Raw genomic sequence first — 26,913 nt, 5'->3', positions numbered from 1 at the left:
CTGCGGGGCTCCTGGGGGTGGCGGGGCGTACGGGGTGGCCGGGGCCGGGGCTGCCGGGTACTCCGGCGGGAGCGAGGGCGGGGAGACCGCGGACGAAGGAGGCGGGGCCGGGGCGGCGGGGCGCTGCTCGGGCGGGGGCGCCGCCGCCGGTGCCGCTGCCGGGGCGGCGGTGGACGGAGGTGCCGGGGTCGGGGCAGGCGTGGACGGGAGCGACGCCGGGGCCGGGGCAGGTGCGGGCGGCGGCGCCGGTGCGGGGGTGTCGATCAGCTCTCGTACGATCTGCTGCCACAGTTGCGGGGGCAGGTCGGGGGCCACCCCGCCCGGAGGCGCCACCAGGGTGCGGCGCACCCACTCCACACCGCCCGCGCGGTCGCCCCGTACGAAGATGTTGAACAGGGGCCCGAGGTCGGGGGGCCCGTCCGGGTCCCTGACGAGCGGGGCGACGGCCCACGAGAAGAGGGCGGCCGACCGCTCCCGCATCTCGGCGGTCGACGGATCGTCCGGTTCACGGCGCGCGGGCCTGAAGTAGAGGTTGTGCCGCAGGACTTCGGTGCAGAGCGCGCGGGCGGTCGCGCCGTCCCGGGACCGCCTCCGATCGGGATCGGCCAGCTCGTCGAGGACGAGGTCGCGGGAGACGCGGGGCAGCTCGTCGGTGCGCAGCAGGGGGAGCAGGTGGGCGTCGGGAAGGTTCCTCAGCCGTGCGGCCAGCCGATCGGTCTGCGTGGTGTCGATGCTCTGGTGCACCTGCAACTCCTGCCGTAGACGGCGGCGTTCGCGGGCGTACTCCTCCTCCCGGTCCGCGGGGGAGTACGAGGGCCGCCGGTCCTCGTACGGTGCCGGGGCGCGCCGGTCCGCGTGCGGGGCCGGGGTACGCCGGTCCGCGTGCGGGGTCGGCGGGGCCGGGGTCTGGCGGTCCTCGTGCGGGGCCGGGGTACGCCGGTCCTCGTACGGGGTCGGCGGGGTCTGGCGGTCTGCGTACGGTGACGGGGTCGGGGCCGGGCGGTCCTCGTACGGCGTCGAGGGCCGCCGGTCCGTCTGCGGGGGCGGTACACGCCGGTCGTCCTCACGGCGTCCGTGGCGGCCGCCCTCCGGCCGGTCCTCCGCACGGCGCCCGTACCGCCCGTCCGGCTCCTGGCCCCTGGTGAGGGCCGGGCGCGGGGGCGGGGCCTGCCGGGCGTTCCGCAGCATGCGGCGCAGGGCCTCGCGCCGCTCCTCGGGGCGCATGCGGGCCCCGGAACGCAGCTCTCCTCTCAGATGCGGCACCCCCGGGGTGTCGCCCGGCCGGGCGAGCACGTACGCGACCAGTTCCTCCGCCGCCGCCGACTCGACGTCCCGCTCGGTGGGCGGGCGCAGCCGGACGCGGGCCGGCGAGCCGGCGCCCGCCGCCTGGGACGTCCACTCGGGCACGCAGGTCAGCAGCAGCGGATGGGTGTCCACCGTGTCGTACGTGGCGTAGCTCCACGGCGTCTCGATCCAGTCGCCGAACACCGCGAGCAGCCCCAGATAGAGCAGGGGGGCGCTGTTCCGGCGCGGCCAGCCGGGCAGTTCGTCCTCCCGCGCGAGGAGCGAGAGCCGCCGCGAGGGGTTCCGGAGCAACTCCGCCACCGCCACCGTCAACGGCTCTTGGACCGTGGCGAGTCTGGCGGTCATCGTGTCCAACTGGTCCTTCGACGCCGCCCGCAGCCGGTCCGCGTCCGGCGGCGCCAGCTCCCCGGTCGCGGTCTCGGTGACGGCGGAGTCGCTCCAGGCGCTGCCGCCGAGCCCCAGGCACAGCCGGGGCGTCAGCAGTTCCGCGTTGCCGATCACCGCGTGGCAGGCGCTGCTGGGCCGGCCGCCCCGGTCCAGGGTGGGCCACCGCTGGAGGAGGACGGCCGCTCCGCCCCGGGGGACGACGCGGACGCTGCTCGGGCGGGGCGCCGCGCCGGAGTCCGGCACCCAGAGCAGCGGGCCCAGCTCACGGCAGAGGGCGTCCGCGCTCTCGGCCGAGCAGGAGTACGCGACCGCCGCCATGCCCGAACTGGCACGGCCCCGGTTGCCGTCCCAGCGGAAGACCACCTGGTCCAGCCGCCCGGCCCCGTCCGCGCGGTTCATGCGGGCGGACCGGGACACCGGATCGCCCCGGCGCGCCTGGTCATCCCGGTCGGCCCGGTCCCCGCGCTCGTCCCGGTCTCTGCGCATGCTTCGGTCACTGCGCTCGTCCCAGTCCCTGTGCAGGCTTCGGTCACTGCGCTCGTCCCGGCCGTCCCGCTCCGTCCGGTTCCCGCGCTCGTCCCGCTCGCCCCGGTCCGTCCGGTCCCGGCGCCGGCCCAGGTCCCCGTACTCGGCCCGGCCGGTCCGGCCGCTTCCATCCCCCCGGTCTCTCTCCGGGTGTCCGTCGAGGGCGTCGTTCACTGCGCTTCCCTTCCCACGCCGAATGATGCGGCGCCCCCGGGCGCCTCGATGATCCCGTGCATCGCCAGCAGCGACACCAGGGGTTCCAGCACCCGGCGCGGTCGTGCGCCCGCCGGATAGCGGCCCCCGCTCTCCCGCCCGCCGGTGGCCGACGCGACGTGCAGGGTGCACCGGCGGAACGCGTCGAAGGGGCGCAGCCACGCCTGCCCCGCGTGCCGGTGCAGCAGCGCGTGGACGTCCGCGCTCTCCGCCAGGAACTGGTCCGGGCCGATCGCGGCGGCCGGACCCTCCTCCAGCCACCGGTCCACGGGCGGCTGGAAGCGGAGCAGGTCGGCCTTGCCGAGCACCATGACCGCCGGAGTCTCCAGATAGGGGCCCTTGCGCGGCAGCCGGTCGAGCACCGTGCCGAACGCCGTGTCGCCGTCCCGGTCCACCTCGACCTCCAAGTCGGCTCGAAGAGAATCGAGTTGAGGCAGCGGCAGGGCGAGCACCGGGTCCACGACGAAGACCAGGGCGTCCACGCCCAGCAGGAACCGCAGCACCTCGTCCGTGCGGACGAGGTCCTCGCCGCCGAGGTCGAAGAAGGCGACCGGGCGGACCCGGCCGTGCGCGTCGGTGAGCAGCAGCGACTCGACGAACTGGGCGAATTCGTGGACGCTGCCCGTGTGGGCCAGCACCTTGCCGCTGCGCAGCGGCTGGACCCGTTCCCGTGCGAACCGGGCGTGCTGTTCCGGATTGACGGACTGCCAGTCCACCCCGTAACGCCTGAGGCCGCCGTCGGTGATCTCGGCGATCATCTGGGTCAGCAGATGGCTCTTCCCGGCGCTCGACTGGCCGATCATCGCGACCGTCAGCGGACGGCCGTGGGTGAGGTACGGCACCGGGATGTAGTGGTCGGGGAAGTCCGGGTCGGCCGCGCACCGCTGCACCGCCGCCCGCATGGCGTCGTCGCGCCGTACCGGGTTGGTGATGCCGGAGAGGTCCAGTGGCTGGTACTGGTTCCGGTCGTCCGTCACATACAGGTGGGACAGGTCGAGCCGGATCTCCTCCAGGCAGTACGGGCAGAGCACGTCCCCGGGAGCCGCCTCGGCCCCGGCCGCCCCGGCCGCCCCGGCCGCACCGCTCGCCGGGTCCCCGGCGAGCGGTGCGGAGGCGCGTCGTTTCGCCTCCAGCGTCCGGTCGAACGCCTCGTGGCGGGTGCGGGCCGCCCCCGCCGCGACGGGCAGCAGCCGCCGGGCGTCCTCCGGGGCCAGCAGCTCCAACAGGGCCGCGGGGGTGGGCCGTCCGGCCGCCGCCGGGGCGAACGCGCGCGGCAGCGCCCCGGCGAGCGCCCGGTGCCGGGCCAGGTCCTCCGGGGCCCGGTCGGCGGGCCCGGCACGGCCGGTCACCACCTGGTAGAGCACCTGGGCCGCGCTCCACACCGCGTCCCGGGCGTCCACGTGCCCCTCGCCCCGGCGCTGCTCGGGCGAGCAGTACGGGGCCCGGCCCCAGGGCGACCGGGGCCGCCCGACGCGGGCGGTCCCCTCAAGCCCCCACAGCTGTAGAGCTGTTCCGTCCCAGTGGACCGTCGCGGGAGAGACCCCGCGCGGTACGAGTCCCTCGCCGTCCAGCAGGCACAGGGCCAGCGCCAGGTCCCGGGCGAAGACCCGGTGGTCCGCCGCGGAGGTCACCTGGGTGCGCCCCACGGGGACGCCGCGCGGGGCGGCGTACAGCAGGAACGGCTCGGGGGCGTCCAGCTCGTAGCCGAGGACGGAGGGGAACAGGTACGGATACGGGGTGCCCTCCAGCGCGCGGGCGAGGTGCAGCGCGGTGCCCGCCTCGGTGTCCAGCAGGGCGCGGGCCGCCGGGTGGGCGGCGTCGGCCCGGGACAGGAAGACCTGGACGCACTGCACCTCCCGCCGGCCCAGCAGGACCCTGCGGGCGCGCAGCGGCAGGGCGGCGTCGCGGTGCGCGGGCGGTCCGAAGCGGGCCGGTGCGCTGTGCTGCCGTCCGCCGGGGTCGGTGAAGACGAGCGGGGCGTGCTGGGCCCCGGGCGACTCCGGCCGGCCCGGCGGTGTGGTGGTCACCACCGGTCGTCCTCCCTGAACTCGGCTCGTACGGTGGTGGGTTCGGCGCCGTCGTGGCCGCCGACCCGCGCGCGGGCGGGTGCGTCGCCGTCGCCCGGCTGCCGGGGCAGCACCGTGTCGACGACGCCCTCGCGCAGCGGAACGAGCCGGATCAGCCCCGCGTACCGCCCGGAGGAGGTCCACAGCGCCTCCGCCGGCTGCGGCGATGCGCCCTTGCGCCAGGCCGTCTCGATCTCGGGCCGCAGGGTCGCCGGGGCGAACCGGATCCACCGGGCGTCCCCCGGGTTCCGGCTGAGGAGGGACCCCTGCTCCGGCGAGGACAGCTGGACGACGGTCCCCCGGTCCGCCTCCCGGGCCACCAGTTCGGCGACCCGGGCCGAATCGGTGCCCAGCAGACCGGCGGCCGTGGCGCGGGCCCGGTGGTCGGCCGGGTACGGCGGCGGGGCCAGCACCCCGTACCGCGCCAGGTGGTGGCGGGCCGCCGACAGCAGCTCGCGGACCCGCTGTTCGGTCCGGGAGACGGCGAGCGCCCCGGCCTGACCGCGTTCGACGGCGCCCCAGTACGGTGCCATGGCCGCCATCGCGGTCCTGCGGAGGTCCCCGGCGAGGGTGGCGACCAGCTCCGGTCCGCCCTCGCCGATCTCCCGGTCGAGCCAGCGCGGGGCGCGGCCGGACCCGGCGTTCTCCCAGGCGGTGTCGCCGGGGGCGCGGGGCGAGGGGGCCGGGGCGTCGTACAGGTCCCCGAAGCCGTCGTCGCCGGGCCCGTCCCCGTACGCCTCGCCGCTACGGCTGTACGCCTCGCCTGTACGGCCGTTCCCGCGCGCGGAGCTGTCCCCGTACGGCTCGTCCCCGTACGGCTCCTTCCCGTACGGTCCGTCGTACCGTTCCGCGACCCGCTCGTCCTCGTCCCGGTCGCGGTCGCTCCCGCCGTACGCCAGGTCGTCGTCCGCCGTTCCGTACGGCTCCTCGTACCGGTCCCGGCTCTCGCCCGAGGGCCCGTCCCGGTCGCCGTCCCAGGCGTAGGCGGCGGCCCAGTCGCCGTCGTCCGCGTCCCCGGCCGCCGTGCCGGGCCCGGCGTCCGCCGGTGCGAGGGGCGCGGAGAGCCAGTCCTCGTCCGCGTACGCATCGGAGCCGCGCGGTCCGCCCGGTCGGTCCGGGCAGGCCGGGTCCGCCGTGCCGACCGGCCCGACCGGTCCGGCGGACCCCGGGGCGGCCTGGGCCTCGGCGGCGTTCGCGGTGGCCCGCAGCATCCCGGCCACCGACCGGGCGGCGTCGGCGCAGTACAGCCGCTCCTCGGCCGCCCAGTGTTCCTGGACCAGCTCCGCCAGCAGCGCGTCGAGCCCGTCCAAGGCGGTGCGCAGCGCGCGCGTGCCGCGCCCCTCGGCCCAGGCGTCGGCGGCGTCCCGCCAGAGCCTGCGGACCGCCTCGGCGGCGAGCCCGAGACCGATCAGCAGCGCGGACCCGCCGAGCCAGAGCGGCGGGGCGGTGACGTAGCCGACCGCAGCCCCGGCCACCGCCCCGGCGACGGCGGCGACCCGGGGGCCGAGGGGCCACCGGGCGGTCCGCCGGCCGGAGCGCAGCCGGCGTGCGCCCCGCATCGCGACGGCCGCGAACAGCACCGGCACGAGCAGGGCCGTCAGCAGGGCGGGCCACGGCCACAGCCCGCCGAGCAGCCCCGCCGCGCCCGCGAGGAGCAGCGTGGCGCCCGAGGTGCGGGCGGGGGCCGCGTACTCGGTCGCGGAGCGGCGGTTCACCGCCTCCTCGGAGTGGTCCGCGAGCCGGTGCAGCAGCGCGGTGCCCGGCACCGGCTCCACCCGCCCGGCCAGCGCGGTGAACTCCTGGGCCACCGACCGCAGGGCGAGCCCGTCGCCGAGGAGAGTGCCGGCCAGATCGCGCAGCCCCTCCCCGACGCGTTCTCCCGCGCTGTCGGCCGGCGGCACCCGCAGCCCGAGCGCGCCGAGCCGGGCGGTGGCCTCGGCGGTGGGCGCGGTCGCGCCGCCGCCGCTGCGCAACGCCCGTTCCACGAGGTCGCGGTAGGCGTCCAGGCTCTCCCGGGCCTGGCGCAGATCCTCCTCCACGGCCGTGCGCCGGCTTTGGTGCAGCAGCCCCGGGAAGGCGCGCAGCGCGTCCAGGTCCTCGTCCGCCCGCTCCAGGGACTCCGCGCACGCCCGATGGGCGCGGTGGGCCTCGCCGTCCGGAAGCCGGTGGCCGCGCCGCCGGTCGGCGGAGCCCGCCACGAGGACCCGCAGCGGTTCCGGCAGCCGGGCGTCGGGGGTGGTGTCGGCCGGTCCGCCGGACCCCCCGTCCTCGCCCGCGAACCGGCTCAGCGCGTCCCGCCAGGCCCGGTCCCTCACCTCCGCCGGGAGATCCTGCTCCAGCAGCCGGACCCCCGGCGCGGCCACGGCATCGGGCAGCTTCCGCAGGTCGTCCAGGACCCGCAGGAAGACGTCCGGGACCGACAGCAGGTCCACCAGGACGGCCAGCGCCGCCGGATCGTCCGGCTCCGGCCGGTCCAGGGCGGTACGCGCGGAGCGCAGGTCACCGGCCCACAGCAGACCGGTCGAGGAGGCCCGCAGGGTCGTGGGGCGCACCAGCCGGCGGTCGGGGAGGTACGCCTCCTCCTCGCCGGGCGGCGAACCGGGGGAGCTGCCCACCAGCAGCACCAGGACGCGGGTCTCGCCCACCGCCCGGTAGCCGGTGAGGAGTTCGTAGGCGAGCTGGTGGCCGGTCAGCCCGGCGGGCGTGTCGACGACCAGGAACAGCGGGTACTCCGGCTCCGGCAGCCCGGAGCGGCCGAGCTGCTCGGCGACCCGGTCGCGCAGGGCCCGCGCGGAGGTCAGCTCCTCGGCCCCGGAGCGCAGGTCGACGCGGATGACGGCGGGGGTGTCCTCGGGAGACGTCACTGCGCGCCCCCGTCCCGGAAGGAGGAGCGCCCGGCGGCGTCCTCGTCGCGGTAGGCAGAGCGTCCGGTGTCGTCGTCGCGGTAGGCGGAGCGCCTGGTGTCGTCGCGGTGATAGGCGGAGCGTCCGGCGGTGTCGTCGTCGCGGTGGGCGCTGCGGCCCGCGGTGCTTCCCCTTCCGTCCGCGTCGGCGTCGCCCCAGCCGTCGACGCTCCAGCCGTCGCTGTCCCAGCCGTCGCTCTCACCGGCACGGCCGCCGTCGCCGGCACTGTCGGCGGCCCCGTTCCCGTCCTCGTCGCCGTACCGGTCGCTCGCGCGGTCCGCGTCCCGACGGCGCGCGGTGGGACGGTCCTCGCTGCCGAACCCGTACGGATCGGTGGCCGGGCCGGTGCCGTTGCGCCGCTCGCCGGCCGTGCTCCCGTTCCGCCGGCCGTCGTCGGGGGAGCCGTCGCCCCCGGACTCCCCGTACCGGACTTCCGGGCGCTGCGGCTCCCCGTACGGGTCCCGCGCACGCGGCTGTTCCCCGTACCGGCCCTCCGCGCGCGGCTCGCCGCCGTACCGCTCCGCCGGCTCGTACGGAGCCGTGTGCGATGCCGGGCGGGGGCCGGGCACGGTGTCGTCGCGGAGGCGGTCGTCGCCGGGCGGGGCCGAGGTGCCCCAGTCCTCCTCGTCCGCCGCGGGACGCCGCCGCTCCGGACCGGTGCGGTCGGGGCGCGGCCCCGGAGTGCCGCCCCGGGCGTGCTCCAGCAGGGTGCGCAGCGTGGGCTGGCTCGCCTGCTTGTCGCCGAACTCCGTGTCCAGGGCGGCGGGGAGGGTCTGCGCCCAGAACTCCCACAGCGGCCTGATCCAGCCGTCCACCCGGGGGCCGCCCTCCTTCCGGCGCTTCTCCAGCAGCTTCAGCTGGCGCGGGGCGATGCGTTCGACCAGCTCGACGAAGAGCGGGTCCGGGGTGCTGCCGGCCCGTGCCAGGCCCAGCGGCTGGGCCCCCATGAGCTTGCGGCAGTAGTCCTCCACGGTCCGCTCGTCGTCCAGGACCGTCCACCGCTCGTAGGAGCGCAGCAGCTCCGACCAGCTCGAGATGCCGCCCGGGAAGTCGCCGAGCCGCAGCCGCACCCCGGGGACGCCCGCGCCCTTCTCCGGGAACAGCCGCAGCCGTACGCGGACGGGCGAGTCGGTCTGCCCGTCCAGCACGTCCACCTGGCCGTTCCACAGGCAGCACAGCAGCCGGTGCAGGATCGTGCGCCGGTCCTCGGCGCTGCTGACCATCCAGTCGTCCTCGAAGCCGAGGCGCTGGCGCCAGCGCAGGACGTCGTGGGCCTGCTCCTCGTCCTTGGCCCTGGCCCACTGGCGCAGCACCTTGCGGGCCTCGGGCACCTGGGTGAGGCTCATCTCGCTGCGGAAGAGGACCACGGTGATCGAGTCGCTCTCCACCCCCCGGTACTCGACGGAGTTCTTCGCGTCGGACGGCAGGCGCAGCGCCTTGGCGAGGAACTCCTGCACCTCGTCGGCCGCGTGCACCCTCGGGTGGGTGACCAGGACCCGCAGCGGCCCGGTGCCCTCCGGGGTGAACCCGACCGGCAGCAGCCCCGTGAGCTTGCGGCTGAACAGGTCGAGCGCCTCCTTGCTGACCTCGGCCCTGGCCTCGGCGTCCCCGGCGGCGGCCGCCAGCAGGGTGCTCATTGAGGGCAGCAGGCGCCGCTCCTCCACCAGCGCTCCGCGCTCCGCGAAGAGCCGGGTGACGCGGCCCTCCAGCCGGGCCTTGACCATGCCGACCGCCCCGTCGGGGTTGCGGTGGCTGCGCGCGTGCACCTGCTGCCAGGTGTCGCCGTCGATCAGCTTCAGCAGCAGCGACGTCTCGTCGTCGCCCTCGCGCAGCTCCTCGCGCCGCAGCAGCCGGGTGACGACGTCCTCGTAGAAGTGGTTGAGGCTGCGCTGCGGCGGCAGCAGGTAGGAGATGCCGGTGCGGTCCGCGTACAGCTCCAGCCCCTTCTGCTGGGCGGACTTGACCTCCCGGTCGGCCTGCTGCCGGAAGGCGTCGACCAGGCGGACCAGGTCCGTGCCGGCCTGTTCGGCCTGCGCCTGCCAGCGCTGCTGCTGCTCCCGCCACGCCTCGTGCCACACGGCACGGCTGCGCCAGCGGTACCAGTTGTCCTGGGCGCGGAGCACGGCCCGGACGTCCTCGTCGCCCCACCGGGCCGGGGACATGCCGGCGATGCGGCCTTTGATGCGGGGCGTCTTCGGCGGCTGGTCCGTGACGCCCGCCGGCCGCTTCGGGGAGCGGGAGCGGGCGGTCAGCATGCCGAGGAAGCCGAGGCGGGTCAGCTCGTCGTCGCTGTCGGCCACGCCCCGCACGAGCCGTTCCGCGAGGAACGGGTCGGTGGTCCGGAGCAGCTTGTCGATCGCCGGGCGCGGGGCGAAGCGGCCCGCCATCGCGGCGGCCTGGCGGTGCGCGGTCGCCTGGAGGTCGGAGAGCAGCCGCCGCATGTCCCCGAGCCGCTGGTTGAGGGCCTCCTCGATCGCCTTGCCGCCGCGCGGCAGCGGCTGCGGGTCCTCGACGGGCAACTGCTTGCGCTCCCACAGCTCTTCGAGGTGGGAGTCGGCGAACAGGCGGCGGATCAGCGCCACCCTCTCGTCCTTGGCCGGCAGGCGCGGCCGTTCCACCAGGTCGTTGACGGCGACCCGGAGCAGCCGGCCGGCCACCAGGTCGGCGAGCTCGTCCATGGGCGCGGTCATCGAGGCGACCAGGCTGGTGGAGACGCCCTGGCGGCCGATGCCGGTGGGGGAGAGGGCGCTGCGGTGCACGCCCCGGTTGATGAAGCTCGCGGCGAAGGTCTGGAAGTCGTCGTCGCCCGCCATCGCCCGGCCCTGGGCCCGGCTGTCCCCCAGCTCGGTGCCGATCAGCGACATCACCAGCGAGACGATCGAGCGCCGCAGGTCGTCCTGGCGGATGCCGGCGGTCGGGCTGAAGAGGAACGCGGTCGGCAGGATGCCGGTGCGCAGCCGGATCGGGACGGCGCCCGGGTAGCGGATGCCGAGTCCGGTCTCCTGGTCGAGGTCGCCGATCTCCGCGCCGGCGGTCGGCGCGTTCTGGCCGTCGACCAGCCGGAAGAGGTCCACCAGGGAGCGGGCGGCGTTGAGTTCGGCCTCGCGTCCGCCGCCGGTGGAGGCGGAGAACGAGGACGGCATGACGACCAGCGGGTAGATCTTCACGCCGTTGAAGCGGCGCATCTTGAAAGCCTGGTTGATCAGGTGGAGGTAGTCCAGGAAGATCCCGGCGCCGGTGCCCCCGGCGACGGAGAACGCGACGAAGACGTCGCAGCCGGTGACCCGGCCGCCGCCCAGCTCGCTCAGCTCGCCCGCGGACTTGGCGATCGCGTCGATCGCCTGGACGAGGGGTTCCAGGACCGGCTGGAGGGAGTGGCGCAGGGTCGCGAAGAGCGCGGCGCGGCCGACGGTGGGGAGCTGGCCCGCGCCGTTGTGGAGCGGGGTGACGCGCGGTTCGTCGTCGCGGGGCGGCAGCCAGCTCGCGACCTCGTCGCGCAGGCTGGCCCGCAGCATCTGCGTCACCTCGGGCGAACTGTCGAAGTTCGGCAGGAGGTTGTGGGTGGCCCGCGAGGTGCGGGCGTAGGCGGCGCGCAGCGCGGGGTCCACGTTGAACTGGGGCAGCCGCTGGAGGTCGGACTCGCTGAAGTCCGCGTACACGAACTGCAGGCAGTCGGGCAGTTGGTAGGGGGCGAGGCCGCCGATGTGCTGGAGGGCGGTGCCGTCGGGCCCGCACAGGTCCACGCGCAGCCTGCGTTCCAGCTCGGCGCCGACGAGGCCGCCGGTCCCGCCCAGGCCGACGAAGAGCATCGGCTGGAAGATCTTCATGGGTTTCCCTCCCGCTTCCGGCCGGGTGCGGCCGGTTGGTCCATGGGTGGTGCCGTACGGATCCGCGGCCCGGGGGGCCGCGGGGGCTGCCGCGCCGCCCGCCGGGTCGCGGGCGGCGCGGGCCTCACAGGTGCTCGCCGTCGCCGTCGTCGGTCGTGCTGTCGGGGTCGGGGTCGGGCCGTACGGAGTCCTCGCCGAGGGCGAGGCGCAGCCGGTCCGTCAGTTCGGCCTGCCCGGTGGGGGTGAGCCGGGTCCGGCCGCGGCCGTTGACGCGCAGCACCGCGCCGCCCTCGGGGCTGCGCTGCACGGCGAACCGGCCGCTGGTGCGCCGCTCGATGCGCGGGTTGCTGTGCGCCTCGGCGATGTCGAACGCGTACCACTGCTTCCGGCCGTGGCCGGCCCGGTGGACGGAGAGCACCTCGCCGTCCTCGGAGAGCAGGTGGAGCGTCAGCCCGTGCGGATCGCGGCGGCGGCGGCGCTGCCGCAGCCAGGCCAGCACCGCCAGGACGGCGACGACGACCAGGGCGACCGCGCCGACCAGCGCCCACCAGTACCGGTCGAGGACGCTGGGCGCCGGGCTGACCTGGATGGAGAGCGGGGCGCGCACGAGGGGGCGGTCGCCGTCGGTGGCGTCCTGGACGGTGACGACGCCGCCGACGCCGAGCGTGCCGTCGAGCCGCCCCTCGAACGCCTTCTCGTCGCCGATGCCGATCCGGACCTCGCGGGTGGTGGACTCGCCGGGCTTCACGGTGATCTCGGCGGGCTGGACGGTGAGCAGTCCCGGCCGTACGTCGGCGAGCGAGAGCCGCAGGGTGTGCGGGGCGTTCGTGGTGTTGGTGACGGAGAGGTTCGCGGTGACGGTGTCGCCGGGGTGGCCGGCGCCGCGGACCGGGCCGAGCGCGGTGGTGACGGGCAGGGCCCCGGGGGAGACCTGGCCGCCGTCGCTGCGGGTGTCGGCGCTGAGCCCGGAGGCGGTGAGGGTGCCGATGACCTTGAGCGCGCCGTCGGCGTCCTTCGGGACGGTGACCGTGCCGCTGAACGAGCCGTCGCTCGCGGTGGGGTCGGGCCCCTTCCCGTCGTCGGTGAGCCGCAGCGGCAGCGGGGTGAACCCGTCGCCGGTGAGACGGCTGCGGACCTTGAGCCCGGCGTAGTCGGCCGGGTCCTTGATCTGGTAGCCCTCACGGGTCTGGAGCCGCATGGTGACGGTCGTCTTCTGTCCGGCCTGCGGGGACGGCGGGTCCATGGTGATGGAGCCCTGCAGCTCGCCCTGCCACAGGACGCTCACCCCGACCGGCAGCGAGCGGTGCCCCTCGGGGGCCTTCACGGCGACCTTCCACGTCCCCGGCACCGGATCGGTGATCTTCAGCGCCTCCACCGTGCCCTCGCCGCCGGCGAGTTCGAACGTGGAGTCCTCGAAGGAGCCGGTGGTGGGCACCTTGTTGCCGAGCGGGTCGGTGTAGGTGACGGTGACCTCGGGGGTGCCCTTGTCGACGACGATGGAGCCCACGGTCGCCAGGGGCGAGATGGTGACGGGCAGGGTGGCGGGCGGCCGCTTGCTGGGCCCCGGCTGGTAGCGCAGGCAGTGCGCGGCGGCGAAGATACGCTCCAGCACCGGCTTGAAGTCCTTCGCCCCGGACACCTTGGTGGCGGTGGGGCGGGCGGACGGCAGGTCGACGCAGCCCTTCTGGTAGCCGCCGGCGGCCATCGCGTCGAGCTGCTCCTTGTCCGGGGCGTCCCCGAAGCCGAGCGGCCAGATCTGTACGTTCGCGGCGGCGGCCTTCTTCAGCTCGGCCGCCAACTGCCGCTCCCCTTCGGCCTTCCGGTGCGTCTTCCCTCCGTACTGCGGGCTGCCGGTGACGTCCATGAACCCGTCGGTGAGCAGGAACAGCACGCGGGGGACCGCGGGGTCGGTGCCCGAGGTGAGCTCGTGCACGCCCTGGCGTATCGCGCTCGGGAAGTCCGTGCCGGTGCCCTCGCCGTCCTTGCGGCCGCGCAGCTTCTCCACGCAGACGCCGACCGACTCCCGTCCCGCCGCGTCCAGCCGGGTGCGGGGGCAGACGGGGTCCACCGCCCGCTGGTCGTCCGACTCGGCGGCGGCGAAGCCGAAGACGCTGATGTGGGAGGTGGCCGAGACGTCGCCGAGCGCGATGCGGGCGGCGGCGGCCTTCTCGGCGGCGATGTCCTCGGCCGAGAGGCTGGTGGACTGGTCGACGGCCACCGCGTAGTTGACGGAGGTGTGGGCGGGCGCGGCGGCCGCGGCCGGTTCGGGATCGGGGGCGGCCGGAGCCGTCAGGGAGATGAGCACGGCCGCACCGGCCAGGACGGTCAGTGCCGCCCGCCCTGCCCGGCCGGCGCCGGCCGGGCCTCTTGTTCGGTCATTTCGCACGACCGTCCCCTTTTACTGTCGTTTCCATGTCTGCGTGGTGCCGTGGCGTACTGAGATGATCACTGTGCGTAGTCATCGGTGGTGCGTCTCTGGACGGGGCGCACCCGGGCGGGAGGGTCAGCCGGCGAGGCTCCAGGCGAGCGCCAGCGCGGCCGACGGGGCGAGGGTGGCGACCGCCCAGCGGATCGCCCGGTACTTGGCGGAGAGGATGGCGCTGACGTCCACCGCCTGGACGAGGAGCCAGCCGACCGGATCGCGCCCGGCCTCGTGGACGCGGGCGGTCAGCACGTCGTGGTCGAACGGGGCCAGCAGGTCCCCGAAGTAGGTGACCCCTTCCCGGTCGCGGACCGTGTCCGTACGCGGCAGGAGCGCCCGGACCAGGGCGGTCACCGCGACCACCCACAGCAGTCCCGCGGCGACGAGCGCCAGATCGCCGGGGCCCCGCCAGTCGGGGGAGCCGTGCCGCCCGATGAGGAACGCGGGCAGCGCGAGCGCTCCCGAGAGCAGGACGGCGGCCTTGGAGTCGGCCCGGCCCAGATCCTCCCGGACCGTGACCAGGAGCCGTTCCGCGATGCGTTCCCCCGCCCTGTCCGGCCCGTGCTGACCCCCGTCCGGCACCGGCGCGGTCGGGGCGGGGGAAGTCCGTGTGCCGCTGTCGGCGCTCATCCGTCGTCCTCCGCCCAGCCCCACCCGTCGTCCCGCGCCCGGGAGCGCGGCGCGGGCGGCTCGGGGCGGGCGCCCCGCTCGGACCCGTAACCGCGGCCGGCGGCACGGTCCCGATCGGACCCGTAGTCCCGCTCGGGCTCGAAGTCCTGATCGGACCCGTAGTCCCGCTCGGGCTCGAAGTCCTGGCCGGGCCCGTAGTTCCGGCCGGGCCCGTCGTCCCGGTCGGCGGCGTGGTCGCGGCCGAGCCCCTGATCCCGCCGGGGGCCGCGATCGCGCTCGGGGCCGCGATCCTGCTCGGGGCCGCGATCCCGCTCGGGCGTCCGGGGCCCGCGTACCGGGGGCTCGTCCGCCATCCAGTCGGGCTCGAACGGCTCCTGGCGGGCGGGCTCCAGCTCCCGCGGGGCGCGGTGGGCGGTGCGGGTGCCGAGGGGGCCCTGGATGCTGAGGTGCTGCTTGTTGAGGTAGGCGAGCGCCTGAGCCTCCGCGTCGTCGGAGTGGATCCGGCCGTCGGCCACCATGGAGAACATCCGGTCGACGCGCTCCTTCTCGTCCTGCCGGCCCTCCTGGCGGATCTTCTCCAGGAAGGCGTTGGCCGCGCCGGGGTTCGCCGCCAGCATGTGGCTGAGCTGCTCCAGGTCCCCGCCGCGGAGCATCCGCAGGTACTCCTCCTGGCGCATCCGGGTGAGCTCGGAGGCTCCCTGGTGGAGCCTGACGCTGGTCGTGTGGGTGATCGTGTGGTCGTCCACCCGCAGCCGTACGTACAGCCGCACCCGCAGCCCCAGATCGGTGCCGAGGTCGTCCCACCGGCCCCACGAACACTGCTGCGTGATGGCGGAGTTGGCCTCCTCGGCCTGGTGGACCGGGAACTGGGCGGAGATCTGCCGCAGCCGCTCCAGCGTCGGCGCGGTGAGCCGCTGGGCGATGTCGGTGACCACCTCGACCGCGACCCGGTGGGGGTCCTCCACGGTCCATTGGATGTCCACCTCGGCCTTGAAGAAGGTCGCCCCGCCGGCGGCGGGCAGCTCCATCCGCAGGGTGGTGACGAAGGTGCCGGTGGCGATCTCGCAGACGGTGTGCGGACGGGCCATGGGCGGTTTGCCGTAGTGCTCGACGCCGGTGACCCCGGCCACGCTGTAGCCCCGCCGGTAGAACAGCACCGAGGTGGTGCGCGCACCGCTCCGGCGGACCGGACCGGTCGGCTCGTACTCCCGAAGGAACGGGCCGGCGGGCGCCGACATCCCGTTCCCCTCCGCGCCGTTGTCCTCAGCCATGGTTCTCCTCCTCGTCGGACCGCCGCTGCCCCGCGGGCACGGCGAGCCTCCACAGGGCGCGGGCCTGCTCCTCGGGGAGCGGCCGGTCCTGATCCCTCATCATTCGGCGCAGCAGCCAGTCCAGCCGCCGCCGGTCGTGCTCCTCGGCGACCAGGGCCGGCAGCAGCGCCGCCAGCCCCTCCCGCGTCCACGGGCGGCCGTCCTTGCGGAAGGCGGACCGCAGCAGGGTCTCCAGGGCGTCGAACGCCACGTCCCGGGAACGGGTGGTGTTGAGCGCGGTCCAGAACAGGTCGGCGAGCCGCCCGGTCAGTTCGGGCCGGGTCGCGGCCAGCGCGACCAGCAGCGGCCAGTCCCCCCGGTCGCCCAGCGGGGTGCCCGGCTCGTCGTCCAGGACCTCGTCCACATCGGTCAGGGCCAGCCGGACGATGGTCACCAGGGCGAGGTCCTGGTACTCCTCGGCGCGGTGCGCCGTCCACTCGGCCAGCCGGCGCAGCACCGCGGCGCTCTCGGGGTGCGTCAGCAGCCGCACCACGTTCTGCGAGGCCACGGCGGCCTGCTTCCCGTCGTCGTGGATCCCGATCCGGGCCAGCGCGTCCAGGGTGTCGTCCATCGAGTCGGCGGACCTCCCGTAGCCGAGCGCCATGGCGGCCGTCCAGCGCAGGGACGGCGTACCGAACCTGGACCAGTCGTCGACCACCTTGCGTACCGCCTTCCGGTGCGAGGCGTGCCCGGCCGCCTGGTCCAGGGCGGCCGCGGCGAACATCCGGCGGCGGGGCGTGGGCGCGTCGGCCAGCGGCCGGACCAGCTCCGCGTACCCGTGCTCGAAGTCCCGTACGGACAGCTCCCCGGCGGCCACCGCGGCCCGCATCGACACCTGCGGCCGGGGGTCGTCGGCGAGGAGCCGCAGCCAGCGCACGACCGGGGCGCGGACCGGGAAGTGCCGGTCCCACAGCTCCGCCAGCACGGCGGCGGGCAGCGCGCCGCCCCGGTAGAAGACCAGCCGCCCGGTCACCTCGACGCCCGCCACGTCCACCGCGCCCGTCGCCGACCGGGCCCGCGAGAGCGCCAGATCGGCCTCCGGGTCGTCGCAGAACAGGGGCCGCGCCGGCGTGCTGTCCGGATCGCTCTGTACGGACAGCTCCCAGGTCAGCAGGTGGGCGGCGGCCGAGACCGCGCCGTACGACGCCCCGCCGAGCACCGCGAGCGCGATCCGGAACGCCACCGGGTGGAACAGGGCGGCGGTCCCGGAGCGCACCGGCGTCCGGTCGTCACCGGGCGGCGGGGCGGCGAGCGCCCGGTCCACCCCGGCGAACCACGCGTACGCCTGCACGGCCGCGAGCCCCCGGCACCCGGCCAGCAGCTCCTCGCGGCCGAGCGTGCCGAGCAGATGCCCGGCCAGCAGCGAGGCGAACAGCTCGGCCTCGGCGGGGCGCAGGTCGTCGAGCCCCACCGCCTCCGTCACCTCGGGGTCCGCGCGGAGCCGCGCCGCCCGCTCCAGCAGCCCGGCGAGCGGCCCGCCGGCCCCGTCCGCGTCCTGGTCGCCGTGTTCCTCCTCCAGCCGCTCGCGCAGCCGGACGTCGACCAGTTCACGGGTGGGGGCGGGCGGGCAGAGCTGCCCGTAGCGCCCGGCCAGCAGCGGGTTGGCCGCCGAGCCGACGCTGACGACGAGCACCGCGTACGAGCCCTGCTCGGCGAGCGCCGACGCCAGCTGGTCCAGGTCCATGCCGTCGGGCGGCAGCTCCCCGGGCCGGCCCGGGGCGGGCTTCAGCAGGTATCCGGTGCCGCGCCGGTGGCCGCCCTCCCCGCCGACCACCTCGCGGGCCAGCTCGCCCACGCCCTCCTCCGGGGCGACGCGGCGGACCCGCTCCGCGTCGCCCGCGCCCTCGCCGTCGCGGGTGACCTCCTCCAGGAGGGCCAGCGCGGTGCAGGTGCGGCCGGTGCCGGGGGCCCCGCCGAGGACCAGCAGCCGGCGTGCGGCCAGCGCCCGGCGCAGCCGTACGTACCCCTCCGGCTCGATGTGGGTCCGGCGCAGCCGCCGCAGCTCCTCCCGGGGGACCGGGCCGCCGCGCAGGGGGCCCGAACGCCGGGCGTCCAGCGAGATGTTGAGGTCGCCGATGTGGGCGTGGCCGATGTGGGAGCGGTCGAAACTGGTCAGGTCCCGGCCGCTGAAGAGACTCTGCCCGGACCGCCGGGCGCGGGTGGCGGCGGCGAGGTCGGTCGGCTCCTCCTCGCCCTCTTCCTGGGCGAGCGGGTCGCGGGTCAGGTCCTTGAACCGGTCCGCGGCGCGCTCGCGTTCCTTCTCCCGCTCGGCGGCCTCGTCGTCGGCGGGGCCGCCGGAGCCGCCGGCGTCTTCGGATCCGCCCGCGCCCGGTGCGTCGGCCGCGCCGGCGGGTCCGCGCCCGCCCCCCGGGCCCGACCCGTCCGCGGCCCGGCCTCCGCCGCGCCGCGGGGGGACGTCGGCCGGGCGGTCGGCCACTGCTTCGTCGGTCATGGTCAGCCCTTCCGGCGGTCGGAGTCGACGGTGCGGCCGATGTGGACGGGCTGGTGGTAGACGTTGTCGCGGTTGACCGACAGGTCGCCGCCCGCCACGTACCGGGCGGGGCCGTCGTCGCGGCCCTCGTCGGCTGCGGCCGGGCCCCCCTCGTCGAGCGGGCCGTCGTCGCGGCCCTCGGCGTCCACGGGACGCTGGCCGCCCCCCTTGCCCCCGGAGCCTTCGGGGAGCGGGCCGTCCCCGCTGCTCCCGGAGTCCTCGCCGCCCTCGGCCGGCCCTTGGGGGGCGAGCCGGGAGAAGTCCGGTCGCGCCCGCCCGGGAAGATGGAACCAGCCGGTGAACTCGCCTTCTTTCAGGTCGAGTTCGGCGGGAGCGAACCGCTCGGGCAGGATGAACTTCCCCCCGGCGGAGACCACGTCGTGGTAGAGGGAGCCGGAGACGACGAGGACCAGATCGGCGCCCTCGGCGTCCAGCAGCCGACGCCCGACGTCCGCGTCCGCGAGCCGGCAGGCCAGGTCGACCGCCCGCCCGTTGATGCCGTTGGAGTCGTGGCGCACGGGCCCGACGTGCATGGCGATCCGCAGCCCGAGCGGCACCCGCAGGGAGCTGTTCTCCTCGCGCAGGCTCTCGTGGACCTCCACCATCCACAGCCCGAGCAGCCGCGTCACCGCGATCCGCCCGGGGACCGCCATCAGCACGCCGTCCCCGCGGTCCCCCGTGTACAGGGCCCGGCGGTCCACCCCGGCCTGGGCGAACGCGGTGTCCAGGATCCGGTAGATCCGCTCCCGCATCCGCGGCTTCTCGGCGTCGCCGTACTGCCCGGAGCGTCTGGCGTCCACGCTGATGACCAGCTCGTAGCGTGCCTCGCCCGCATCCGACGCGTCGTGTTCCACCCCGTGACCCCCGCTCTCCTCCGCTTGCCGTCCCGTACAGCTTCCGGCCCGGAACGTAGGCCGTCTGTAGCCGTTTACACACGGCGGGGAGGGAGCCCTACTCCCGGTGCCCTTCCGCGAGGAGGGCCAGCAGCACGGGATCGAGGATCTCCACCATGCGGGTGCCGGTGCGCACGACGTTCTGGGTGCGCAGCAGCCGCAGGGCCTTGGCGACGGCCTCGCGGGTCGCCCCGACGGTGGCGGCGAGTTCGTCCTGCGCGAGGTGGACCACCGCGTTGGTGCGGCCGGGGCCGGGCGCGGACGGGGCGTAGGGGCCCGAGGGGGCCACCCGGGAGAGTTCGGTGAGCCGGCTGGCCAGGCGCTGGAGGACGGTGAGCGAGGCGAGGGCCGAACGCTCCTGGTCGGCGCTGCGCAGCCGGAAGGTGAGCTGCCGGATCACCAGCCCGCTGACCCGCGGGTGGGTGGCGAGGAACCGGCGGAACGCGTCGCCGCCGATGACGGCCGCCTCGACGGCGCCGAGCGCCCGTACGGTGGCGCTGCGCGGGTGGCTGTCCAACGCGGCCATCTCTCCCAGGAGTTCGCCGGGGCCGCGCAGCCCGAGTATCAGCCGGGTGGCGCCCCGGTCGGTGGTGAGGGAGACGGTCACCCAGCCGCGCAGCACGATCACCACGTGGCCGGTCCGGTCGCCCTCGGTCAGGAGGGGGGCGTCGGCCGGATACTCCTTGCGCCGCCCGAGGGCCATGACGCTCTCGTACTCCGGGGCGGTCAGTGCCCGCCCGAACGCCAGCTCATCCCCGAGCAGCCCCATGGCCACCCCCCGCGGCGTATATGGCCCGATCTCGTTGGCGTAGATGTTTCCAGAGCCACCCCTGGAGCCGAGTGAAATGCGCCACACCTGCGTTACGCACAGGTAGCTGATGCATCCGCAGGTGAGTGCGGGGGCTCTCGGAGGGAGCGCTCGCCCGAACCGCACGCCTCCCGCAAGCCCCCGATAACTCACCTACGACGCAAGCCACTTGGGTGCACCGACCCTGACCGGCGGAATCAACCGGGCGCACTCCGGTACACGCCGGTGGTACGAGAAGGCGGTCCCGGGGTTACGGGTGAACGTGCACCTTGGCGAAAACTGTGGTTTCGCCCCGGACGTGCCACCGGCCCCGGAAGAGGTTCCGGGGCCGGTGTGAAACGCTGAGACCGGTACGCCAACAGGCGTACGAAGAGAACTAGTTGGCGTTCACCAGCTCATGGGCGGGGACCTTCACGGTGCGGGCGCCCTTCTTGCCGCCGAGGACGACCTTGCGCAGCGCGCTGTTGTTCTTGTGGTTGGTCTCCTTGAGCCGGTTCTCCGGGTTGGCGAGCACCTGGATGTAGTACGTGCCGTTCGGCAGGCCCGTGATGTCGAAGGACTGGCCGGGCAGGTCCTGGGTGTAGGTGTCCCCGGAGCCCACGTCGAGCACCTCACGGACGGAGATCGAGTTCTCCTGGCCGCACGCGGTGGAGAGATCGGTGTTGTCCGGGTGCCAGTTGGCGTTCTTCACCGTGTAGTCGACGGCGTCGGTGTTGGCCAGGCAGAACGCCTCCTTGCCGCTGCGCACGGTCTCCTTCTTGTCGGCCTTCAGCAGCCGGTAGCTGGCGAAGTCCGTGAAGTGCCAGTGCTCGTGGCCGGGGCGCGGGTCCCACTCCATGGTGCCGGTCGGGGTGTAGCCGACCTGCTTGCCGTTCGCGTCGTAGAAGTACTGGTACGCGTCCATCAGCTCCTTGCCCGGCGAGCGGAAGCCGTCCACGACGAGCTTGGCGGGGCCGGCGTTCCACACGTTGGCGCTGAAGGCGAGGTAGTCCCGGCCGGGCGCCTCCTCGTACCCCTCGCTGACGGTGATGCCGTACGCGGGCAGCGAGCGCAGGTCCGGCTTGGGCACGTCGGGGACGGTGGCCTTGCCGGTGGGGCGCTTGGCGTTGGGCTGCACGGCCGGCGCCTGACGCGAGCCGTCGGTCTGCCCGGCCCGGTCGCCGACGGTGGCGGCGGCGAAGGACTGCCGCTGGAGCGAGTCCTTCTTCAGCGCCCACGGCAGGGCGGGCGGCGCGGGCGGGTAGGGCCCGTGACCGACGTTGAACGTGGCCCCGGCCCCGGTGGTCCGCGCGGCGGGCGCCTCGGTACGGGCGGGAGCGCCGTGCGCGGCATGGGCGCCGTGCGAGGGGGCGGCCTGCTGACCGTGCGCCTCGTGGCCCTGGTGCGCTCCGTGGCCCTGGTGTCCCTGCCGGGTGGCGGCGGCGCTGCGCCCGGCGCCGGCCGGCTCCTCCCAACTGCGCTCGCGGACGACGACCTTGACGGTCTGCGGCTTGCTGGCGATGCCGAAGAGGTCGCGGTACTTCTTGGTCACGTCGATCTTGGCGGTGTACGTACCGGCGGCGAGCTGGACCGGCTTGGAGTAGTACCCGGCATAGGTGTTGGACGCCCAGCCGTTCTCCACGCCCCACACCGAGCCGAGGGTGAACGGGTTGATCGGGCAGCTCTGCGGATACTTCGAGTTGGCGGGGGCGTCCGGCCGGACCCGCCCGGAGGCGTTGTTCGGGCAGAACGCCTCGGTCTGCTTGAGCACGGTCTTGCCGGCCGCGTCGGTGAGCTGGATCTGCGCGAAGTCGGGCAGCCCGGAGAAGTCCTTGACGATCTCGGCGGGCAGCGCCTTGGTCGTGGTCTTCTTCCCGTTGCGGAAGACCTGCGAGACGGTGACGGGGTCCTTGTACGACTTCCGGGTCACCTTGAGCTCGAAGGCGCCGTTCTCCGAGGTCAGGTAGGTCCCCAGGTCCAAATAGACCCCCGGGTCCTCCTTCCACGAGTCGAGCGTCACCGAGGTGGAGGCCGCGATCAGACGCAGCTTGGGCGCGGGCTCCGTCGTCTTCGCGTCGGGCGCGGCGGCGACGACGCCCGCGGTCACGGCGACGGCCGCGGCGACGGCGATGGAGGGGCGGGTGAGACGGTTGGTACGGCCCTGCGGGAATCTGGTCATCATTCCTCGTACTTCCGGCTTTCCGGGGTGCGTTTACGGACCTTGGACGCCGGCACGGCCCCCAACTCGCCTGTGACAACGCTGTGTCCGTTCTGTGAGAGGCGGCCGGACGCGCTCCGGGTTGTCTCCCGTCCCCCGAATGACCCACGGTTGTCCGAAAAGCGCCGTCTGCCGGTGGACGAGACCAGCGGCGATCCGGCAACGGCGCCCGCCAGTGCGGCCGCCGGCGTCCGGAGCCCGGAGGCAGCGGCGGTCCGGCCCGGCGCCGCCGGATCCTCGCACCGGTCGCCGCCGAAGCGCCGGCCCTCGTCGGCACCGTCGCCGTTCCCGTGGCTGGAACCCGCGAAGGCCCGGACCGGCGTACCGGCCGACGACTTCACCCACCGGGGACTCCCGAAACCGGAGACCTTCGAGAAGGACATCCGCTACGGCTACGTCTGTCCCGGCACCCCCGAGGCCCCCGGGACCCTGGAACCCTCCGGCGCCCCGGACGCGCCGTACGACCTGGAGGACGGCTACGACCCGTCCGCCGACCAGTGCGTGCGCCTGTACGCCCACGCGTACACACCGCAACGCACCCGCATCTATCTCAGGACCCATTTCGAACCGGGCGTCAGCCCGCTCCCGACGCCCCCCATTGAGCCCGGCGCCTGAGAGACCTCACCGCCCTGCCCTTCGCTGGACAACCCGAACCACCGCGAGCTGCACGGCCCAGCACAGGGCCAGAACCCCACCGAACTGGAACGACTCGACCCACGATTCACCGGTCCACAGAAGCCACACCACCGCCCCGACCAGCACCACGCATCCGGCCCCCCCGAAGACGCCACCTGCGTCCCGTGCCTCCGCCCCGCCTCGAAAGCCTTATGCACTGCCGCCTAACCGCACAGACGAGACACGTGCAAGCCGCCACCACCCCGACGGACAGAGACCGGCACAACAAGCTCTGAGCCAACGTTGAAGGTCCCCACCGCAAGCGGGTGGGGACCTTCAACGTATTGCCCGGTGAGAGCAATGGCGGAGGATACGAGATTCGAACTCTTGAGGGGTTGCCCCCCAACATGCTTTCTAACTGTTCGGAGGGGGAGTAGGCGCCCTGACCTGCAGCAGATTCTCCAGTGTGTCCCCGTCCAGGCGGGCCCGGGCGGGGAAGAATACAACCAAGGATGCATACACGGGATTTCGGTCTCTGATCATCCCTTGCGCCAGGCAGCGCACAGTTTTTCGGGTAACAGGTGCAACACCTCGGTGCGTCGAAAGAATTTTTCGATGCACCGACGTTCCCTGGCCTAGATTTCCGGGCTGATTAGACCTGGTGGTCCCCCCTAAGCTTTTGCGAGATCACCAGGTTGTACTGGTCGCCGGTTGTGCGTTCGAGGCTTATGTAGAGCCCGACGTAGTTGGTCTCCCGCATTGTCGGCGCAAGTGCGCCCCAATGGAGCACCGTGGGCACGTTTCCCTGCCCGGAGATCCTCTTAGGGTCGTGGCTGAGCCTGATCTCTTGGATTCCGTGGTCCGCGCCATCGATCCATGTGCGGAACCCGACGACGACTTCCTGCTCCGTTTCTTTGCCCTCGGTCGGCGTCCATGGCAGGCCACCGAAGAAGTCATCGCGGAAGTAATGCTTGTGGTCGATGGGAGCGTCCTCCTGGCTCAGGCGCAGATTCCCAGTCGGATTGCTTGCTGCGGACTTCACCTGCTGCGCCGCGGTGTTGTCGAGACGCTTGTGCCAACGCCGCTGAACATTTGCGGTCGGGAAGGGGGCGGGCCCTGCCAGTGCTGGCTTTTTCACCATCAGGGGCGTCCCGGACGCCCCCGTCGCCTTGGTCGCGGGCTTCTTGGCGGCTGCAGCGCCGGGAGCGGATGGGAGCGGGGCGATCTTGGAGCTCAGGCCCGGCAGTTTCCGCAAGCCAGCCAGCACTGGCTTGAACAGGCCGTTGATGGTCGCGACGATCGCGCTGTCGTTGTCTTCCGGGGTGTCCGACTTCTTCTTCTGTACGCGTCGTGCTCGAGACTCGGAACCGATGGCGATGTCCCCGCTCTTCTCCAGGTTCGCGATGAGCTCCGCCGTCAGGAGACTGCACGACTCCGTCTTGGCGATGAGCCCGTCGAACCACGCCGACACCTTATCCGTCACGTCCTCGCCTTCGCCGGCGTCCCAGTCCACCCACGTTGAAGCCTCGTAGTTCCAGCTGAGTCCTCCAGCTGTCAGGTTGCTCGAGCCGACGAGTAGCGACCGCTGGCCAGACGAGCAAGCGAAGTAGACCTTGGGGTGGAAGGTTCGTCGCGGGTCGTGGAAGACGTAGCCCTCGTCGGCGACCTGGAGGGCGAGCTCCAGCCCCTCCCTGGTGGCGCCGCCCTCGCTGACTCCCAGGATCAATAGCACCCTGCCACCCTGGGACCGGAACTCCTCGAGCGCGTCCCAGACGCGCCCGAGGCCGGACCGCTTGGCCCAGGCCACCGCGATCTTGAGTTCGTTGAAACCGTCATCCCTCGCGTGCTCGATGAAGTCGACCAAGTTTGGGTGATCGGCGAAGGGCTGGCCGACGAAGCGAAGTTTCATGCCGCTGAGGATTTCATAAGGGTGCTACGCGGGATGGAAACGGTAAGGTATGGTCATCACTTCAGTAGCTGAAGCGAAAGAGGAGTCGATGCGGACACGCCACGAAGTGAGCGATGACAAGCTACGCGGCGGGTTCTACTCGCCCGACGTCTTGGTCGAGCTCTGCATCCGCCGGTCCGCCGAACTGCTCGGCGGTCGATCGGATCTCCGAGTGCTCGAGCCGTCCGCTGGAGACGGTGCCTTCCTCCGGGGGGTCGGGCGCAGCGACATGGCTGGCCGCATTCAGGCAGTCGAAGCCGTTGAGATCTTCGCCGGGGAGGCCACCAAGGCGGCCGACGCGTTGAATTCGGCAGGTATGCAGGGGCGAGTGGTCAACCAGAACGTGCTCCAGTGGTCGCAGGGGCGAGGCTCCGACTTCGACTGGGTGCTTGCCAATCCGCCCTACGTGCGATTCCAGTTCATTTCGGACGAGGACAAGCAGCGCGCCAAGGAGATTAGCGCCGGGCTTGGCGTAGCGGGGACTTCCGTGTCGAACCTCTGGATTCCTGTCTTCCTCTTGTCTCTCTCGAAGCTACGTGACGGCGGTGTTTTCTCTGTCATCCTCCCGACCGAGTTTCTGACTGGCGTCTCGGCGAACGCCGTCCGCAACTGGCTCCTAGCTAACACGACCGACCTCACCATCGATCTCTTTGAGCCGGGCTCATTCCCCTCAGTCCTGCAGGAGGTTCTGATTCTCAGTGGTCGTGCCTCGAAGGGGGCCACCGCTCCTTCGGAAATCCAATTTCGCGACCACAACAGCGGCACCCGTTCCTGGTCGCATATGGTTACGGCGGCTTCGGGCACCTGGACCAACTACCTGCTGTTGCCTGAGCAAAACGACGCTCTGGCTGCCGTCAAGTCGATCTCCTCAGTCAAGTCGCTCAGCAGCGTCGCACGATTCAGCGTCTCGACCGTGACGGGCGCGAATGGCTACTTCTGTGTCGATTCCACGAAGGTCAAGGCGTACGGCCTTGAGGAGTGGGCAATCCCGCTGCTGCCGCGGTCACGCCATGCGGAAGGTTTGGTCTATACCAGCGTGGAGCAGCAAGCTTTGGCCGACGCCAGCCAGCCTGCCTGGCTCCTGAGCTTCGCAGCGACCAAGTCCTCGCCGGAGGCTCACGAGCTGGCGCAGCAGTACCTCGAAGACGGCGTTGGCCTGGAGATCGACCAACGTTTCAAATGCCGCGTGCGCGCGCCTTGGTACAGGGTCCCGGTCGTCCCCCCCGGCGACCTGCTGCTGTCCAAGCGGTCTAACCGCTACCCACGCGTAATCTCCAACCATGCGAAGGTCGTGACGACCGACACCATCTACAAAGGGCAGATTCTCGCGGGTTCGCCGATCACGGCAGATGACTTCACCGCAGCGTTCCATAATTCGCTCACGATGCTCTCTGCAGAAGTCGAGGGGCGAAGTTTCGGCGGCGGTGTTCTCGAGCTCGTGCCCAGCGAGGTCAATGCGCTGCAGGTCCCCATCGTCCCCGGCGCTGCTTCCGGTCTAGCAAGGCTCGACAAGATCTCCCGCGCTTCTGATGACCCGGAGGTCCTGATCGAAGCCACGGACGATGCGCTCACTCGACTTATCCCGGCGCTTGACGCGCAGACGATGACCGCCTTGAGTGATGCGCGCCATACGTTGATGAATCGCCGGCTGCAGCGCACCCATTCGAAGTTCTACAGCTGATACCGCGTTTGATCCTGATATCACGTGACAATGCAGAGAACTCAATAATTCGGGGCTGCAATCACCCTGCTGCTGATCGTTTCAGAATGCCGCCCGGCGGAGCACTTGCGACCCATGGGGCAATCCCCTTCAATTACGGGCTAGGGGCAATGGCGACGTATGCAACGGGTTGGGGATGCACGGGGGCTCGTGCTTGGTTACGTCGACGCTCTGAACACGGTTGACGCGGCGATGAGGGCGGTGATCCCATCGCTTGAGCGGCTCGCAGATGTCCTCGTCCTGGTCCGTTCGCACCGGATCATCAACCGGAGTTGGCAGGTCGGCACCTACTCCTACTCGATTCATGGGGCCGGGTGCCGCTTTGTGAGCGACAACGGCATCGAGGTCGATGTCGACTTCGCATCTGACGGGAGCGAGATCTTCGACCTCTGGCGGCTGCGCTGGTACGGGCTGAGCCTGCTTGAGCCTCTTGACGTCGCGGATCAGGACCTGCGGACCGCCGTGTGATCCCTTCAACCGCTTCTGTTCGAGGTGCGACCGGGATGGTTCAGTGTCGCCAGCTGATCGCTTGAGGACGAGGTTCTTAGGCGGTGCAGGCATATTAGGCTGCAGGCCAGTTCGAGCAGGCCTTGGTGGAGATCGGCGCGTCGCTCATAGCGGGTACGGAGCGAGAACGGGCAGGAGTGAGGGCC

At 73.2% G+C, this 26,913-nt stretch carries 15 protein-coding genes and 1 pseudogene; 3 read left to right on the top strand and 13 right to left on the bottom strand.

The annotated features are described in order from the left end of the window. From IF19_RS1000000137475 to IF19_RS0128805, 11 genes are all read right to left on the bottom strand, one after another. On the bottom strand, nt 1-2,178 hold a 2,178-nt coding region (locus IF19_RS1000000137475; protein ID WP_136975155.1), incomplete at its 3' end, for a chromosomal replication initiator protein DnaA. Nucleotides 2,179-2,387: 209 nt separating this feature from the next. Continuing rightward, nucleotides 2,388-4,457: a hypothetical protein gene (locus IF19_RS0128850; protein ID WP_234313269.1), complete on the bottom strand. Its 2,070-nt coding sequence runs from the start codon at nt 4,455-4,457 to the stop codon at nt 2,388-2,390. Beyond that, nucleotides 4,454-7,360, bottom strand: a complete 2,907-nt coding sequence (locus IF19_RS0128845) for a hypothetical protein (protein ID WP_030276646.1) — start codon at nt 7,358-7,360, stop codon at nt 4,454-4,456. Before IF19_RS0128845 ends, IF19_RS0128850 begins: the two co-directional genes overlap by 4 nt. Then, the gene (locus IF19_RS0128840) at nt 7,357-11,226 is read right to left on the bottom strand and encodes a tubulin-like doman-containing protein (protein ID WP_078580722.1); all 3,870 of its coding nucleotides are present in this window, start codon (nt 11,224-11,226) and stop codon (nt 7,357-7,359) included. Before IF19_RS0128840 ends, IF19_RS0128845 begins: the two co-directional genes overlap by 4 nt. 124 nt (nt 11,227-11,350) lie before the next feature. Next, nucleotides 11,351-13,612: a choice-of-anchor X domain-containing protein gene (locus IF19_RS0128835; protein WP_030117244.1), complete on the bottom strand. Its 2,262-nt coding sequence runs from the start codon at nt 13,610-13,612 to the stop codon at nt 11,351-11,353. Between the two features lie 117 nt (nt 13,613-13,729). After that, a complete protein-coding gene (locus IF19_RS0128830) occupies nt 13,730-14,278 on the bottom strand; it encodes a Pycsar system effector family protein (RefSeq protein ID WP_030117245.1) in 549 nt (182 codons plus the stop codon). Further along, nucleotides 14,275-15,549 (bottom strand): hypothetical protein, encoded by a 1,275-nt coding sequence (locus IF19_RS0128825; protein WP_030276644.1) that lies wholly within the window; start codon nt 15,547-15,549, stop codon nt 14,275-14,277. The genes IF19_RS0128830 and IF19_RS0128825 overlap by 4 nt, the downstream gene beginning before the upstream one ends. Continuing rightward, entirely contained in the window at nt 15,542-18,040 is a 2,499-nt protein-coding gene (locus IF19_RS0128820) for a hypothetical protein (protein WP_030276642.1), read from the bottom strand. The genes IF19_RS0128825 and IF19_RS0128820 overlap by 8 nt, the downstream gene beginning before the upstream one ends. A gap of 2 nt (nt 18,041-18,042) precedes the next feature. After that, nucleotides 18,043-18,933 (bottom strand): hypothetical protein, encoded by an 891-nt coding sequence (locus tag IF19_RS0128815; protein ID WP_030117249.1) that lies wholly within the window; start codon nt 18,931-18,933, stop codon nt 18,043-18,045. Between the two features lie 97 nt (nt 18,934-19,030). Then, complete coding sequence (locus IF19_RS0128810; RefSeq protein ID WP_030117250.1) at nt 19,031-19,741, bottom strand: Crp/Fnr family transcriptional regulator; 711 nt, start codon at nt 19,739-19,741, stop codon at nt 19,031-19,033. Nucleotides 19,742-20,156: 415 nt separating this feature from the next. Next, complete coding sequence (locus IF19_RS0128805; protein ID WP_030117251.1) at nt 20,157-21,941, bottom strand: lysyl oxidase family protein; 1,785 nt, start codon at nt 21,939-21,941, stop codon at nt 20,157-20,159. 147 nt (nt 21,942-22,088) lie between these two features. Between IF19_RS0128805 and IF19_RS1000000137985 the strand changes: the two genes are divergently transcribed. After that, a complete protein-coding gene (locus IF19_RS1000000137985) occupies nt 22,089-22,592 on the top strand; it encodes a hypothetical protein (RefSeq protein ID WP_199807295.1) in 504 nt (167 codons plus the stop codon). A gap of 652 nt (nt 22,593-23,244) precedes the next feature. Here IF19_RS1000000137985 and IF19_RS1000000135545 read toward each other — a convergent pair. Further along, on the bottom strand, nt 23,245-24,501 hold the full coding sequence (locus IF19_RS1000000135545) for a phospholipase D-like domain-containing protein (protein ID WP_050493988.1): 1,257 nt from the start codon (nt 24,499-24,501) through the stop codon (nt 23,245-23,247). 49 nt (nt 24,502-24,550) lie between these two features. On the opposite strand from IF19_RS1000000135545, the gene IF19_RS0128785 reads away from it, so the two are divergent. Continuing rightward, on the top strand, nt 24,551-26,221 hold the full coding sequence (locus IF19_RS0128785) for an Eco57I restriction-modification methylase domain-containing protein (protein ID WP_234313267.1): 1,671 nt from the start codon (nt 24,551-24,553) through the stop codon (nt 26,219-26,221). 159 nt (nt 26,222-26,380) lie between these two features. Then, the gene (locus IF19_RS01000000135075) at nt 26,381-26,728 is read left to right on the top strand and encodes a DUF6896 domain-containing protein (protein ID WP_050493987.1); all 348 of its coding nucleotides are present in this window, start codon (nt 26,381-26,383) and stop codon (nt 26,726-26,728) included. Between the two features lie 71 nt (nt 26,729-26,799). Here IF19_RS01000000135075 and IF19_RS1000000136565 read toward each other — a convergent pair. Further along, a pseudogene (locus tag IF19_RS1000000136565) lies at nt 26,800-26,889 on the bottom strand (IS5/IS1182 family transposase); the annotation flags it as partial. Nucleotides 26,890-26,913: the final 24 nt, after the last annotated feature.

It is taken from the genome of Streptomyces californicus (assembly GCF_000717645.1).
In the GTDB taxonomy this organism is placed as follows: Bacteria; Actinomycetota; Actinomycetes; order Streptomycetales; family Streptomycetaceae; genus Streptomyces; species Streptomyces californicus.
This window is presented reverse-complemented; position numbering and strand designations above follow the sequence as displayed.

Bases quoted from the DNA above. Each gene is read 5' to 3' on its own strand.
- IF19_RS0128840 (WP_078580722.1), bottom strand. From the start codon at position 11,226: ATGAAGATCTTCCAGCCGATGCTCTTCGTCGGCCTGGGCGGGACCGGC.
- IF19_RS0128830 (WP_030117245.1), bottom strand. From the start codon at position 14,278: ATGAGCGCCGACAGCGGCACACGGACTTCCCCCGCCCCGACCGCGCCG.
- IF19_RS0128825 (WP_030276644.1), bottom strand. From the start codon at position 15,549: ATGGCTGAGGACAACGGCGCGGAGGGGAACGGGATGTCGGCGCCCGCC.
- IF19_RS0128820 (WP_030276642.1), bottom strand. From the start codon at position 18,040: ATGACCGACGAAGCAGTGGCCGACCGCCCGGCCGACGTCCCCCCGCGG.
- IF19_RS0128810 (WP_030117250.1), bottom strand. From the start codon at position 19,741: ATGGGGCTGCTCGGGGATGAGCTGGCGTTCGGGCGGGCACTGACCGCC.
- IF19_RS0128805 (WP_030117251.1), bottom strand. From the start codon at position 21,941: ATGATGACCAGATTCCCGCAGGGCCGTACCAACCGTCTCACCCGCCCC.
- IF19_RS1000000135545 (WP_050493988.1), bottom strand. From the start codon at position 24,501: ATGAAACTTCGCTTCGTCGGCCAGCCCTTCGCCGATCACCCAAACTTG.
- IF19_RS0128785 (WP_234313267.1), top strand. From the start codon at position 24,551: ATGGTCATCACTTCAGTAGCTGAAGCGAAAGAGGAGTCGATGCGGACA.
- IF19_RS01000000135075 (WP_050493987.1), top strand. From the start codon at position 26,381: ATGCAACGGGTTGGGGATGCACGGGGGCTCGTGCTTGGTTACGTCGAC.